11 protein-coding genes are annotated in these 13,661 nt (G+C 63.3%); all 11 read right to left on the bottom strand.

What is annotated here, in order from left to right:
• Window positions 1-90: 90 nt before the first annotated feature.
• Window positions 91-1,482 carry a putative lipid II flippase FtsW gene (ftsW, locus tag RIF85_RS05410; protein ID WP_309070891.1) on the bottom strand — a complete coding sequence of 464 codons (1,392 nt, stop codon included), beginning with the start codon at window positions 1,480-1,482 and terminating at the stop codon, window positions 91-93.
• Window positions 1,482-3,050: a UDP-N-acetylmuramoyl-L-alanine--D-glutamate ligase gene (murD, locus tag RIF85_RS05405; protein ID WP_309070890.1), complete on the bottom strand. Its 1,569-nt coding sequence runs from the start codon at window positions 3,048-3,050 to the stop codon at window positions 1,482-1,484. The genes ftsW and murD overlap by 1 nt, the downstream gene beginning before the upstream one ends.
• On the bottom strand, window positions 3,032-4,135 hold the full coding sequence (gene mraY, locus RIF85_RS05400) for a phospho-N-acetylmuramoyl-pentapeptide-transferase (protein ID WP_309070889.1): 1,104 nt from the start codon (window positions 4,133-4,135) through the stop codon (window positions 3,032-3,034). Before mraY ends, murD begins: the two co-directional genes overlap by 19 nt.
• The gene (murF, locus tag RIF85_RS05395; RefSeq protein ID WP_309070888.1) at window positions 4,132-5,655 is read right to left on the bottom strand and encodes a UDP-N-acetylmuramoyl-tripeptide--D-alanyl-D-alanine ligase; all 1,524 of its coding nucleotides are present in this window, start codon (window positions 5,653-5,655) and stop codon (window positions 4,132-4,134) included. The genes mraY and murF overlap by 4 nt, the downstream gene beginning before the upstream one ends.
• A 6-nt stretch (window positions 5,656-5,661) precedes the next feature.
• On the bottom strand, window positions 5,662-7,263 hold the full coding sequence (locus tag RIF85_RS05390; RefSeq protein ID WP_309070892.1) for a UDP-N-acetylmuramoyl-L-alanyl-D-glutamate--2,6-diaminopimelate ligase: 1,602 nt from the start codon (window positions 7,261-7,263) through the stop codon (window positions 5,662-5,664).
• A 58-nt stretch (window positions 7,264-7,321) separates the two neighbouring features.
• Window positions 7,322-9,112, bottom strand: coding sequence for a penicillin-binding protein 2 (locus RIF85_RS05385; protein WP_309070887.1), 1,791 nt, complete (start codon window positions 9,110-9,112; stop codon window positions 7,322-7,324).
• 34 nt (window positions 9,113-9,146) lie between these two features.
• Window positions 9,147-9,812 carry a hypothetical protein gene (locus RIF85_RS05380; protein WP_309070886.1) on the bottom strand — a complete coding sequence of 222 codons (666 nt, stop codon included), beginning with the start codon at window positions 9,810-9,812 and terminating at the stop codon, window positions 9,147-9,149.
• Window positions 9,809-10,798 (bottom strand): 16S rRNA (cytosine(1402)-N(4))-methyltransferase RsmH, encoded by a 990-nt coding sequence (rsmH, locus tag RIF85_RS05375; protein WP_309070885.1) that lies wholly within the window; start codon window positions 10,796-10,798, stop codon window positions 9,809-9,811. The genes RIF85_RS05380 and rsmH overlap by 4 nt, the downstream gene beginning before the upstream one ends.
• 230 nt (window positions 10,799-11,028) lie before the next feature.
• Entirely contained in the window at window positions 11,029-11,460 is a 432-nt protein-coding gene (mraZ, locus tag RIF85_RS05370; RefSeq protein WP_309070884.1) for a division/cell wall cluster transcriptional repressor MraZ, read from the bottom strand.
• 283 nt (window positions 11,461-11,743) lie between these two features.
• Complete coding sequence (locus tag RIF85_RS05365; protein ID WP_309070883.1) at window positions 11,744-12,121, bottom strand: DUF3040 domain-containing protein; 378 nt, start codon at window positions 12,119-12,121, stop codon at window positions 11,744-11,746.
• A 211-nt stretch (window positions 12,122-12,332) separates the two neighbouring features.
• Window positions 12,333-13,577 (bottom strand): DNA polymerase IV, encoded by a 1,245-nt coding sequence (gene dinB / locus RIF85_RS05360; protein WP_309070882.1) that lies wholly within the window; start codon window positions 13,575-13,577, stop codon window positions 12,333-12,335.
• Window positions 13,578-13,661 lie beyond the last annotated feature (84 nt).

The following is a 13,661-nucleotide window of genomic DNA, read 5'->3' as shown; positions in this document are numbered from 1 at the left end:
CGAGCAGGGGGCTGATGTGCCCGGCGGTACCCCCGCCGGCAAGGACGACCGACAGGGTGGCGTCTTCAGTCAATGGAGTCTCTTGATCTTTCATTTGCGGATCCCGGAGTCGGATTCGGGTTTCGTGGCGCCTTCAGCGTCGCTCGCCGCGGACGGCGGCATCCGCCGGGCGAAAGCAAGCAGCAGGCCGACGGCGGCAAGGGTGAAGGTGAGCGCGGAACCACCGTAGGAGATGAACGGCAGCGGAACACCGATGACCGGTAGCACCCCGGTGACCATACCGATGTTCACGAAGGCCTGCCCTATCAGCCATACGAGGATGGAAGCCATGAGGATACGCACAAAAGGATCGGTATAACGCCGCGCCACCCGCAGGGTGGCCACCGCAAGGATGCCGAACAGCGCGATCACCACGAGGGTGCCGATCAGTCCGAACTCCTCACCGATGATGGCGAAGATGAAGTCGTTGTGGGCTTCCGGGATCCAGTTCCACTTCTGCCTGCTCTGGCCAATACCCACACCCCACCAGCCACCGGATGCGAGGGCGAACAGACCCTGGTTGGACTGGAAGCAGGGGTCTGTTGCGGTGTCGCAGTTCAAGCGCAGCCAGGCCTGGATACGTGTACTTCGAGTGCTGTTGAGCAGGATCGCTCCGAAGGCGCCGGCGATCCCCACGAGCCCGGCGATGGTGAACATCTTCATCGGCGCTCCGGCAAAGAACAGGGCGGCGGCGAGGATCATGCCGAGGATGATCGCCGTGCCCAGGTCTCCGCCAAGCATGACCAGACCGACGATCAGGCCCCCGAACGGAAACAGGACGGGCACCAGTGCGTGCTTCCAACTCCTGATCAACCCGCGTTTCCGCTCCAGCACCGTTGCACACCACAGCGCAAGCGCAAGCTTTGCAGGTTCTGAGGGCTGCATCGTGAATCCGCCGACCTGGATCCAGTTCCGGTTTCCATTGATCTCCTGGCCGATCACCAGCACCAGGACGAGCAGGACCGCTGCGACGCCTAACCCGGGCCAGGCAAGCGCCTTGTACATTCGCGGGCCGAACCGCGACAGAATGAACATCAGGATGATGCCGCCCACCGCCCACATCCCCTGCTTGAGGAAGAGATCGAAGGCGGTAATCCCGTTGCTCACCTGCTCGCCCTCGGCGGCGGCTTTCGCGATGGTTTCCACCGACGACGCCGACAGCACCATCATGAGCCCGATGGCCGTCAGTGCCAGCGTGGCTCCGAGGATCATGTAGTAACTGGATCCGCTGGTCTGACGGTCCGACCCTTCGAGGAAAAGCCACAGACGGACGAAGGCGCTTCGAACGCCCCTGCGTGGTGGCCCGACCGCCGTCGCGACAGTGGGCGAAGCGTCCTGAGAGATGAGGTTGTCGGGCCTGCTCCCGGAGGTGTTCCTGCTTGAGCTGGAGTGCTGTCGCACCGCCGGCTTCCGGCGCGGATGCCGGGTGGGCGTGCTGACCATTACAACTCCTTAGCGGTGAATCCCTGCCCCTCCACAATCCCGCGAACTGCCTCGATGAAGGCGGCCCCGCGGTGAGCGTAGGAAGGAAACTGGTCCATCGACGCGGCCGCCGGAGCCATGAGCACAGTATCGCCATCCGCAGCGATGCGCAGTGCCTCGGTGACTGCGGCGCGCATGACCTGGACGCCATCTGGACTCGATTGGGACGGCAACTCGTCCTTACCAGTGTGACCCGTGGCAAGGTTTATCACCGGAACATCCGGAGCGTGTCGGTGGAGAGCGGCCGCGAGATCCGTGCTGTCCCTTCCGATAAGCACTGCGGCCTTGAACCGGCCGGCGTTGTCGCGAACCAGGTCGTTGTAGTCCACGCCCTTTGAGAGTCCGCCCGCGATCCAGACAACACTGTGGAAGGAGGACAGGGCGGCGTGCGCCGCATGCGGATTGGTCGCCTTGGAGTCGTTGATCCAGAGCACACCGTCCCGGGCTGCGACCAGCTCGATACGATGCCCGGAGGGCTGGTAATTACGGATCCCGTCGCGTACCGCCCCCGCCGGCACTCCTGCTGCCCGCACCAGGGCAGCGGCCGCCAGAGCGTTGGCGACAAGGTGCCGCGGGACCACCTCACCGAGGTCAGTCACGGCCGCCAGCTCCGCCGCCGAATCCTTGCGCTGTTCGATGTAGGCCCGGTCAACGAGCAGGCCATCCACGACGCCGAGCATGCTGATGGACGGAGTATTCGTGGTGAAACCGATGGCGCGGCAGCCTTCCTGAACGTCGGCTTCCTCGACCATCCGCTCGGTGGCTGGAGATTCGACGTTGTAGACGCAGGCCACCCGGGTGTTTTCGTAGATCTTCGCCTTGTCTGCCCGATAGGCCTCGAAACCGCCGTGCCAGTCGACGTGGTCTTCTGCGAGGTTGAGGCAAACACTTGCCAGCGGGGCAAGGGTGTAACTCCAGTGCAGTTGGAAGCTGGAGAGTTCGACGGCGATCACGTCGTAACCTCGCGGATCCCGGATGGCGTCGAGCAGCGGAGTTCCGACGTTTCCTGCGGCAATGGCGCGCAGGCCCGCTGCACGGAGCATGGACTCGGCGAGCGTGACTGTGGTGGTCTTGCCGTTGGTTCCGGTGATGGTCAGCCATTCGGCGGTGGGACGTCCTGCCCGCTCCCGCACCCTCCAGGCGAGTTCCACGTCACCCCAGATGGGGATCCCGTCTGCTGCAGCGGCTGCAAGCAGCGGCTGGGCTGGACTCCAGCCCGGGGAGGTGACCACGAGCTCGGGCGCCTCGCCGTCGATGAGCGGAAGCGATTGGGCCGTAACCGGGCCGAGCAGCACGTCCACTGCTCCGACAATGCGTAGCGTGTCCGCCTTCGCCTGAGTCTCCTCGGAGTCGGTAGCGTCACAGACCACAACGCGAGCCCCAAGTTCGATGAGGGTGTCCGCTGCAGAGAATCCCGACAGCCCGATGCCTGTTACCAGCACCCTGAGCCCTGCCCAGTCAGCGTCCCAGGAGGTCAGCCCCTCAAGGCGGTTCGATGTTCCTGCCTCGCTCACAGCAGCACGACCCATTCAGCATAGAAAATACCGAGAGCCACGGCGACGAAGAGCCCGGCGAGGATCCAGAAGCGCACAACCACCGTTACTTCCTGCCAGCCCTTGAGCTCAAAGTGGTGCTGGAGGGGTGCCATCTTGAAAACCCGCTTGCCGCCTGACAGCTTGAAAAATCCAACCTGGATGATGACGGACAGGGTGATCATCACGAACAGTCCGGCCATGATGACGAGCAGGAGCTGAGTACGCGAGAGGATTGCGAAGCCGGCAATGGCCCCACCGATTGCGAGCGACCCTGTGTCACCCATGAAGATCTTGGCGGGCGATGTGTTCCACCAGAGGAAGCCGACCAAGGCACCGCACATGGCGCCTGCAATCAACGCGAGGTCCAGCGGATCGCGAACCTCATAACAGATGTTGGCGGGAACATCCGGCGACGCGCAGCGCTGGTTGAACTGCCAGATGCTCATGAGCATGTACGCGCCGAAGACAAAGACCGCAGCGCCGCTCGCCAGTCCATCCAGGCCGTCAGCCAGGTTCACGCCGTTGGTAGCTGCGGTGATGATGAGGTTCGACCAGAGAACGAACAGGATTGCCCCTATCAGGGAACCTGCGAAGGCCAGATCGAAAGCCGTATCGCGGACAAACGAGATGGCCGTCGATGCCGGCGTGCGGCCGTTCTCGTCGGGGAAGTTCAGGGCGAGGATGGCGAAAACCACACCGACGAGGGTCTGACCGATGATCTTCGCCGGCGCGCTGAGGCCGAGGCTGCGCTGTTTGGAGATCTTGATGTAGTCGTCGAAGAATCCGACCACGCCCATGCCCACTGTCACCATCAGCAGCAGAAGTCCGGAGACCGTTGGCCCCTGGGAGTCCCCCGCAGCGCTCATGATCAGATGGGTGGCGAAGTACGACAACACCACCGAGCCCACGATGACGGTACCGCCCATGGTGGGTGTACCGCGCTTGGTGTGGTGAGCCGTGGGACCGTCGTCGCGGATGAACTGCCCGTAACTCTTGCGCACGAGAAGCCTGATGAAAAGGGGCGTACCCACCAGCGCCAGCACAAGGGCTGACGCGGAGGCAATCAACAGCGAGATCACAGCGAGGGTCCCCCTGGGTTCGTTGGACCGGATTCACTCGACTCAACCTGTGTCCCCTGGTCAGATGCGGGCACCGCCGTCGGCGATTCCGTGGCCAATGCTAGCCGATCGCCCAGATGACGTAGCCCGGCGCCATTGGATGACTTCACCAGGACAAGGTCCCCGGGTTGCAGCTCGCTTGCCAGCACTGCCTCGGCCTCCGCCACGTCGTTCACGAAAATCGCTTCGTCTCCCCAGGATCCTTCCAGCACAGCACCCGTATGAAGCGCCTTGGCTCCTTCTCCGACAACGAGCAGCTTGGAGATGTTCAACCGCACCGCCACGCGCCCGAGGGCATCGTGTGCCGTGACGGAGTCTTCCCCCAGTTCGAGCATCTCACCCAGTACTGCCCAGGTGCGTCGTCCACGACCAAGTTCGGCGAGCGTGGCAAGGGCGGCGCGCATGGATTCAGGATTGGCGTTGTACGCGTCGTTGATGACGGTTACGCCGTCCGGGCGGTCGGTGCGCTCCATGCGCCAACGGCTGACGGCACGCGCGTTGCATAGCCCGGACGCGATCCGCTCGCCCGGGATTCCAAGTGTGTGGGCAGCGGAGGCGGCCGCGAGGAGGTTGGCAACGTGATGCCGTCCGATCAGGAGCGGCCGCACCTCATGCCTGCTCCCGTCAGGAAGAACCAGGGTGAAGCAGGGGTTGCCTTCGACCGAGAGCGACACGTTCTCGGCCCGGACCGTGCCGCTGCCGGGACGGTCGAACGTCGGGTCTTCGGAAAAGAAGAGTATTCGTGCCTGCGTCTGCTCGGCCATCGCTGATACCCGGGCATCGTCTCCATTGAGGATGGCCACACCGTCGGCAGCAAGCGACCTGGGCAGTTCTCCCTTGGCCTGGGCGATTTTCTCGACGCCACCGAATTCCCCCGCATGGGCCGAGCCCACGCACAGAACTATCCCGATGTCGGGCTTGACCATGGACGTGAGATATTCGATGTGCCCGACGCCGGTCGCCCCCATCTCGATGACCAGGTAGCGGGTGCCGTACTCGGCCGAGAAGATCGTGAGCGGAACGCCGATCTCACCGTTGTACGACCCGATCGGAGCGACGGTGGTGCCTTCTTCGCGCAGGATCTGCGCCAGTACGTCCTTGGTGGTGGTCTTGCCCGCCGAACCGGTGATGCCGATCACCGTCAGCGGTGAGTGGGCGCGGAGGCGGCGCACCGCTTCGGCAGCCAGCTTGCCCATGGCCTCGACCGCATCCGGCACCAACACGGCAGGGAAGTCAATGCCGTCGTCGTTGGGGACGATCCGCTCCACGAGGGCGAGAACCGCCCCGTTGGCGAAAGCACTGGCGACAAAGTGGTGACCGTCGGTGGCCTCACCGGGTTTGGCGATGAAGAGACCGCCGGGGCGGCTCTCCCTGGAATCCGTGGTCGCTGAACGGACGACGAGGGACGGAGCCTTCTGGGCGGACTCCGAGAGCGTCCCGCCCGTTACTGCCGCGATGTCGGCTGCGCTGAATTCAATCATGACGATCTAGGACTCTATCCTGTTGCCTGAAAGCACAGAGAATCCATGCCGTGTCAATGCGGCGGCCAGTTCCACCCGGTCATCCAGCGGCAAATTCACGCCTTTGACCTCCTGCCACACCTCGTGGCCCCGTCCTGCGACAAGCACCACATCTTCGGGCTGAGCCAGCGAGACCGCTCTGTCGATAGCCTCTGCACGCGGGAAAACCTCCAGGATCTCGCAGGTCAGGTTCTCCGAACTCCTGGCAGCGTGGGCGCCCTCCAGCACGCCCGCCCGGATGACGGCTTCGTCCTCGTCATGAGGGTCATCGTCAGTGACGATCACGATGTCTGCCCGGCGAGCGGCCGTCGCACCCATGATCGGACGCTTTGACACATCGCGCTGCCCGGTGGCGCCGAACACAACCAGCACGCGGGAATCGGCGTCGGCCACCCGTACGGAGTCCAGCGTCAGGGCCAGCGCATCCGGGTTGTGGGCGAAATCCACGATGGCTGCAGGACGCTCGCCGATCAATTGCATGCGGCCCGGCACCTGGGTTGTGAAGGGATCGTGTTCGTCCAGAGCGCGCTGCAGGTCGGATGCCTCCACCCCTGAGGCAAGCACCATGACGGCGGCCAGCGCAGCGTTCGCGATGTTGAAACTTCCGGGGAGGCCGCAGCGAAGCCTCAGCTGTGCCCCCTGTGGGCCGAGCAGGGTGAACGTGTGCCCGAGACCTGTCCGCTGTATCTGCGAAACGGTCCAGTCAGCCTTCACCTCACCCGTCGCCGACACAGTGGTCGTCTCCACCACTGTCTCGTCGGCAATCCGCCTACCCCACTGGTCATCAATCAGAAGAACAGCGCGGCGCGTGCGCTCCGGCCGGAACAGCGCGGCTTTCGCGGCGAAGTACTCCTCCATACTCCCGTGCAGATCGAGGTGGTCCTGTGTCAGATTGGTGAAACCGGCGACGTCGAAGTGGACTCCGTCCACCCGCCGGTACTCGATGGCGTGGGAGGAGACCTCCATTGCTGCGGCGTCGATGCCGCGCTCACGCATCAGGGCCAGGAGGCCATGCACCTGGGGCGATTCCGGGGTGGTCAGAATTGACGGAATGACGGTCCCGCCGGCCCGGATCTCGATCGTGCCGATCAGCCCGGTGCTCCTCCCCAGCGCCGATTCGAGTGCGTTGAGGAAGTAGGTGGTGGTGGTCTTGCCGTTGGTGCCGGTTACCCCGAAGAGGGTGGGGCGGCCGGAGACCGGCTGACTGTCGAAAACGACGGCGGCAAGCGGGCCCACATAGTCACGCACCGGAGCAGCCCGGTACAGGGGAACGTCGTGTCCGGCAAGTGCCGACTCAGCCGCGGCCACACCGGCATCGTCCGTCAGCACGGCAGCCGCGCCGGCCGCGATCGCCTGACCGGTGAAGTCCGCCCCATGGCGTCCTGTCCCGGGGACGGCAATGTAGAGGTCTCCCGGAACGACTTGCCGTGAATCGATCGTGACGCCCGTGATGGAAACGGGATCGCCGTCGTCGTTCTGGGTACCTACCCGCTCCACCGAGGTGAGATCCGCTGGAAGAGCGGATAACACCTCATCCATGGTTCGGGGCACGACGACGTCGGGCCGCATGCGCGCGGCAGCAACGGACTGTTCATTTGTGGACACGTTTGGGGCCTGCTTACGCGGATCAGTACACGACCGGGTAAGTTTCGGGCTTACCGGTCGCGGGCGGGACGTTGTTCGAGTTCAGAACGTATTTCATGACCTTCTGGAAGGATTCCCCCGGAACCAGATAGTACAGGTCTCCCTGGGGCCGCTGCAGTGTCACCACCACCACGTATTCGGGGTCCTCCATTGGTGCCATGCCGGCGTACGACAGTGTGTATCCGTCGTAACCGCCCTGCGGACTCGGTGCTTCCGCGGTGCCGGTCTTGGATCCCACGCGGTATTCCTCGAGGGCACCGGACGCTCCGGACCCCTCAACGGTCACGGTTTCCAGCATGGTGTGAAGCTCGTCGGCCGTTTCCTCCGACACAACGCGCGTGCCCTCGGCCTGCGGCACCTTGTGCTCAGTGCCGTCGGGGTCAATGTAGGCGTCGATGAGCCGCGGCTGCAGGCGAACGCCGTCGTTGGCGACCGTCTGGTAGACCATGGCGGTGTGCAGGGCCGTCTGCGCGAGTCCCTGGCCGAAGAGCACAGTGTATTGCTGACGTTCGTCCCAGGTGTCCGGCGTGGGAAGGATGCCTGCTGTTTCTCCGTCAAGCCCCACGTTCAGGGGTTCACCGATACCGAACTTCCGCAGCCAGTCATAGCGCTCCTGCTTGCTCAGCTGTTCGCCGATCATGACCGTTCCGGTATTCATCGACTTGGCGAAGATTCCGGCGGCTGTCCGCTTCTCGGTCCCGTGCTCGAAAGCATCCTTGAAGGTCTGCCCGTCCACCGTGTAGGTGGGCGGTGTTTCGAACCTGCTGGTCGGCTCGATGATTCCTTCTTCCAGCGCAGCCGCCATGGTGATGAGTTTTGTGGTGGAGCCGGGTTCAAACGACGCAGTGACGGAGAGGGGTCCCAGGAATTTGGGATCCGTGGCTGCATAGTTGTTGGGATCCGGCGTGGTCGACTCGGCCATCGCCTTGATCGCCCCGGTCTTCGCCTCGACCACAACGATGTTCCCCCACTCGGCGTTGTAGTCCTCGACCTGCGCCGCAATGGTCTGCTGGGCGAAAAACTGCAGGTCCTGGTCGATGGTCAGCCGCACCGACTTACCGTCCTGCGCAGGCACGTCCTTATTGGTGGCGTAGGGAATGCGGATACCGTCGCCGCCGATTTCGTAGGTGCGGCTGCCGGGCGTACCGGTCAGATGCTCGTCCTGTGTCAACTCGATACCGCTCAGGGCCCTGCGATCCCCGCTCATGAAGCCGAGGATCGAGCCTGCGACCGCTCCCGACGGATAGGTACGCAGAGTAGTGGGATCGGCGTAAACCCCCGGCATTCCGACGGCGAGTACCTTGTTCCGTACCTCCGGCGTCACCGAGCGCGCGACGAAACCGAATGAGGCATCACCAAGGATGGATGACTTCAGCGTCGCGACGTCCTGGCCGAGGATTGCCGAGAGTTCCTCGAAGCCCTGCTCCATCGGGATGTCCTCGACCCGCTCATCTGTCTCCGGGTTGTACCGGTCGAATGTTTCGCCGCCGCTCAGCCGCTGGTCGACCACGATGTCGAACCGCTGGACCGTGTGCGCCAGTTCGTTTCCCTCATCGTCCAGGATGCTGCCGCGCAGCGCCGGCACCTCCTGCGTGACCAGACGCTTGTTCAGGCCGGCCTGGGCCATTCCATCGAAATCGAGTCCCTGCACCTGGAAGAGCCGAACGCCGAGCACAAGCAGCAGGATCAGGACGAAAGCCAGACCGACTCTCAGCCTCGCGGCTCCGAGCGCTACCCGTAGTGTTTCCTGTTGGGAGTTGTCGGCTGGTGCCACCGTGGTTCCTCGCTGCGTTGGTTACTGCGGTTGCTTATTGTCCGGGAGCGGCTTGTGCGGGTGCCGGGATGGTTCCGCCGCTCGCCGGCTCCGCGGTCGTGACCGGTTCCTCGACGGCGGGTTCCGCTGCTGGCTCCGCCTTTTCGACGGGCGCTGCAGGCGCGGCGGCCTCGCTCGGCATATTCACAGCGGGGGCCGGAACAAGGACCGGCGGTGCATCAGACCCGCTGGCTGGTTCCGGAGTTCCGCTGACTGCCAACGAATCTACATCAATGATTCCGAAAGTCGGGGAAGCCACCATGTCGAGTTCATGAGCCGCCGTTGCAAGGTTTTGGGGTGCCCTGAGGTTCTCGAGCTGTTGCGTCAAAGCCTGGTTCTGCTCAGCAAGGGCAACCTCCTGACCACGCAGTGAAACCAGCTTGTATTGACTGCTGGAGACGGAGATGTTCAGCATGAGGACGACCACCAGGGCGGCGATGAGCGCAGCCATCGAGAAGACGGCGAAAGGCACCCGACCACGCGTGGGAGCGGCGGGAACCACTGAAAGCGGGGTCCGCCGTCGTTCCCGTCCGGCCTGCGTCTCCGGGTTCGATATCGCAGGACTCTGCAGGGCGCGCGCAGTATTGCCTGCGACCATCGGCGCGGTTGCGTAAGCGCTGCGATGCACAGACGGCCTCTCCTGCACTGACTGGCTCATCATGCGTTCCTGTCTGTCGGGCTGGTTCTGGTCCGTTCAACTGCCCTGAGCTTGGCGGACGCGGCTCGCGGGTTGTCGGCGATCTCCTGGTCCGTGGGTGCTTCGGTACCCTTGGTCAAGGTTTTGAGATACGGCTTGTGCTCCTCGAGTTCCACCGGAAACCCGACGGGGGCCGAAGATCGGGTTCCTGCGGTGAAAGCCGCTTTCACGATCTTGTCCTCGAGGGAGTGGTAGGACATGACCACTACCCTCCCCTGCACTGCGATCGAACCCAGCGCAGCCGGGATGGCCCGGGTGAGTACGGAGAGCTCCTCGTTGACCTCGATCCGCAGGGCCTGGAAGGTCCGTTTCGCTGGATGTCCGCCGGTTCTGGCGGCTCCTGCCGGAACCACAGACCGAATAACGTCGACCAGTTCACCGGTGGTGCCGAACGGTTTTGTTCCACGGGCGGCGACGATCGCGGAAGCGATGCGCCCTGCGAACTTCTCCTCCCCCCAGCTGCGGATGATTCGCCGCAGCTCCTCTTCGGAGTAGGTGTTCACGACGTCGGCGGCACTCTGCCCGGTACTCGTGTCCATCCTCATGTCGAGTGGTGCGTCGTAGGAGTAGGCGAACCCGCGATTACGCTCATCAAGCTGCAGCGAGGAGACACCCAGGTCGAACAGAATGCCGTGCACTTTGTCGAAGCCGAGGTCTTCGAGAACCGAGGGAATTTCGTCATACACGGCGTGCACGAGGTCGGTGCGGTTCCGGAAGGCAGCAAGCCTCTCTCCGGCGAGACGCAGGGCCTGCTGGTCGCGGTCTATGCCCACGAGGTGGAGTTTATTGAACCGCTGGAGCATGGCCTCGGAGTGGCCCCCCATGCCGAGGGTGGCGTCTACGACGACGGCGCCCTCACCGGCCGATTCAATAGCGGGAGCGAGGAGGTTGATGCACCGGTCCAGCAGAACGGGAATGTGCCGTTCCTCGGTAGGACGCTCCTCCCCCATATGCCCGCTCCTTCCTGCTGACTCATTCAGGCTGCGCACCTGTGCTGTGAACGCTGTGCTTGTTCTTCGATCAGATCCCCATCCGCTCCATGCGTCCGTCTGCCTGGCTCCGGGGAAGGTGAGTCAGGTGGGCGGCCGCTGGGCGGCTGGAGGTCTCATCCAAGAACCTTCGCAAGCGCGAATGCTCTGTTGTAGTTACTAAGGGTTGTGGTTACTCGGTGCAGCGACTGTCAGAAAATTCCCGGCAGTGCGTCTTCGTCAGTTTCGGAGAAGGCCGTTTCCTTCTCTTCGAGATAGTCATTCCACGCGGTCGCATCCCAGATCTCAGCGCGGCTTCCCGCTCCGATCACTGCAAGCTCCCGATCCAGCCCTGCGTAGGTACGCAGGGCCTGCGGAATCGTCACCCTTCCCTGCTTATCCGGCACCTCATCTGATGCGCCGGACAGAAAAACGCGAATGTAATCACGAGCCTGGCGCGATGAGAGCGGTGCCTCCCGCATCTGCTCGTGAACTTTCTCGAACTCCCGCTGACTAAAAACGTAGATGCAGCGCTCTTGGCCCCTGGTCAACACCAAACCGTCGCTCAGTTCGTCTCGAAACTTTGCCGGTAGGATCAACCGCCCCTTCTCGTCCAGCCGTGGCGAGTGTGTTCCTAGGAACATCCGCCACCACCTGTCCGATCGGGAGGGCCAAGCGTAACCACTACGCTCTTATGTCCCCCACTTTACTCCACAATCCTCCCCCGTCAACGCGACACCACGTGCGTCGAACTGTTTCTTCCCGCTGATCGGCGAAGCCATGCGGATATCGCTAGGTGAAGGGCTGTGGAGGGGATATTGCGAATGTGGTGCTGCCAGGGGGCATCAACGTCGGTTTGTGGCGATTAAACGACACAGGGCCCGCCTTTGGCGGGCCCTGTGGGGGAAAGTGGAGGAGGTGGGGAGCTTAGGGTTGATCCCTTTTACGCTCGTCCCACTTTTCTTCGAGACTGCTGAGGAAACCGCCGCGCGGCGAGCTGGACGCCTTGGCCGTTTTGCCGGCTCCCGGGGCGGCGCCGTCCAGCTTGGTCTTGGTTGTTGCGTAGTAAACACCGGCGCCCATAATGAGGAAGCCCAGGACACCCACCGGTATGAATTGATTCCAGATGCCGAGTAGCAGGATCGCGATACCGGCAATGGTCACGAGCGAACCGAGCACGATACGGCGGGTGGACATCGAGCGAGTGGTACTCGACGCCATGGAGTGGGCGAATTTGGGATCGTCGGCGTGAAGCTGTTGTTCCAACTGGTCAAGCAGCCGCTGCTCGTGTTCCGAGAGTGCCATCACTGCCTCCTTGCTACTGGTACCGAAACCCTCAAACCCAAACAACGAGTTCAGCCGGGAACTAGTTCCCGGCTGCCACCGCAACGAGTTCGCTGCGGCTTGCTGATCTGAGTGGGTCAACACCTGGTCGATCCCTAGTAATAAGGATAGATTGCATTCACCCCGAGGGAAAGCCGCTCCCGGCCGCCGGAGACCCCTGCAAGGCCCGAAATCAGCCGTTCGACGGCTCGTTGGATGCCTCCCCGTTTGCTGTCCCGGACGGGGGTCTCAATAACCGGGCCGGGATAATCATTGAAGCGCCGAACTTGCCGTTCACGCGGTCGAGCGCCTGTTCGGCAAGACGCCAATTGTCGTCCTGGCGGTCGATCGTCAGCTGGTGCGCACTGCCGGCCGCAGATTCGAGTTTCTCCGCCCGTATTCCGATAAGTCGAACGCTCAGCGGACGTTCACCCAGCGACTCCAACAGTTGGCACGCCGCGACGTAGACGGCGTGGGCACTGTCGGTAGGCTCCGCCAACCGCCGCGACCGGGTGAGGGTGGAGAAGTCCGCATAGCGAAGCTTGAGGGAGATCCCAGAGGTGCGCAACTGCGCGGACCGAAGGCGGGAGGCCGTTCGGTGCGACAGGCGAAGCAGTTCCGCGCGGAGAGTGTCGTCGTCAGCGATATCGGACGCGAAGGTCTCTTCGGCGCCAATACTCTTCTCCTGTCTGCTGACCGTCACCGGCCGGGGGTCCTTCCCCCAGGCAAGCCTGTGAACATGTGTGCCGGTGGCGCCCAGTGTGCGTTGCAGGACGGAAACGGGTGTCCGTGCAACATCTTCGACGGTCCTGATTCCGAGCCGCGCGAGAACCTCCTGTGTCTTCGTGCCCACCCCCCAGAGCGCTGACACCGGGAGTGTATGCAGGTATTCAACGGTCTGCGCTGCCGGAATCAGCAATAGCCCGTCCGGCTTGGCACGCGTTGACGCGATTTTCGCGACGAACTTGGTGGAGGCGATCCCGACGCTCGCAGTGATGCCGAGCTCACGTGCAATTGTGCTTCTGATGAGCTCACCGATGCGCCGGGGCGGCCCGAGACGGCGCAGGGATCCCGACACGTCAAGGAAGGCTTCGTCCACACTCAGCTGTTCAACGAGTGGTGTGATGGTGCCGAAGATCTCCATGACAGAGGCGGAGACCTCGGCATAGCGTTGATGGTGAGGTTCGAGGATCACCGCGTGGGGACAGAGCCGCATGGCAGTGGCCATCGGCATGGCGGATCGGACTCCGAACCGCCGCGCCTCGTAGGAGGCCGACAATACGACTGAACGGCCCGACGGCGACCCGGCGATCACTGCCTTCCCGCGGAGATCCGGGCGCGAGAGAAGCTCCACCGATACGTAGAAGGCGTCCATGTCCACGTGGAGGATGGTGCATTCGGCGTCCTCTGGTCCAGCGGAATCGGAGCGGATGGACATGGTGCTCATCCTAGTGCTGCCCACGGTCAATTCGACCGCTCCGGCGGTCACCGCAGCGGACAGCACCGGATGAGGAGCGCCTAG

Source organism: Arthrobacter sp., assembly GCF_031179385.1.
Lineage (GTDB): Bacteria > Actinomycetota > Actinomycetes > Actinomycetales > Micrococcaceae > Arthrobacter_D.
The sequence above is the reverse complement of the archived record's forward strand: the minus strand, read 5'-3'. Positions and strand labels throughout refer to the sequence as shown.

Bases quoted from the DNA above. Each gene is read 5' to 3' on its own strand.
- ftsW (WP_309070891.1), bottom strand. From the start codon at position 1,482: ATGGTCAGCACGCCCACCCGGCATCCGCGCCGGAAGCCGGCGGTGCGA.
- murF (WP_309070888.1), bottom strand. From the start codon at position 5,655: ATGATTGAATTCAGCGCAGCCGACATCGCGGCAGTAACGGGCGGGACG.
- dinB (WP_309070882.1), bottom strand. From the start codon at position 13,577: ATGTCCATCCGCTCCGATTCCGCTGGACCAGAGGACGCCGAATGCACC.
- murD (WP_309070890.1), bottom strand. From the start codon at position 3,050: ATGGGTCGTGCTGCTGTGAGCGAGGCAGGAACATCGAACCGCCTTGAG.
- rsmH (WP_309070885.1), bottom strand. From the start codon at position 10,798: ATGGGGGAGGAGCGTCCTACCGAGGAACGGCACATTCCCGTTCTGCTG.
- RIF85_RS05380 (WP_309070886.1), bottom strand. From the start codon at position 9,812: ATGATGAGCCAGTCAGTGCAGGAGAGGCCGTCTGTGCATCGCAGCGCT.
- RIF85_RS05365 (WP_309070883.1), bottom strand. From the start codon at position 12,121: ATGGCACTCTCGGAACACGAGCAGCGGCTGCTTGACCAGTTGGAACAA.
- mraZ (WP_309070884.1), bottom strand. From the start codon at position 11,460: ATGTTCCTAGGAACACACTCGCCACGGCTGGACGAGAAGGGGCGGTTG.
- RIF85_RS05390 (WP_309070892.1), bottom strand. From the start codon at position 7,263: ATGCGGCCCGACGTCGTCGTGCCCCGAACCATGGATGAGGTGTTATCC.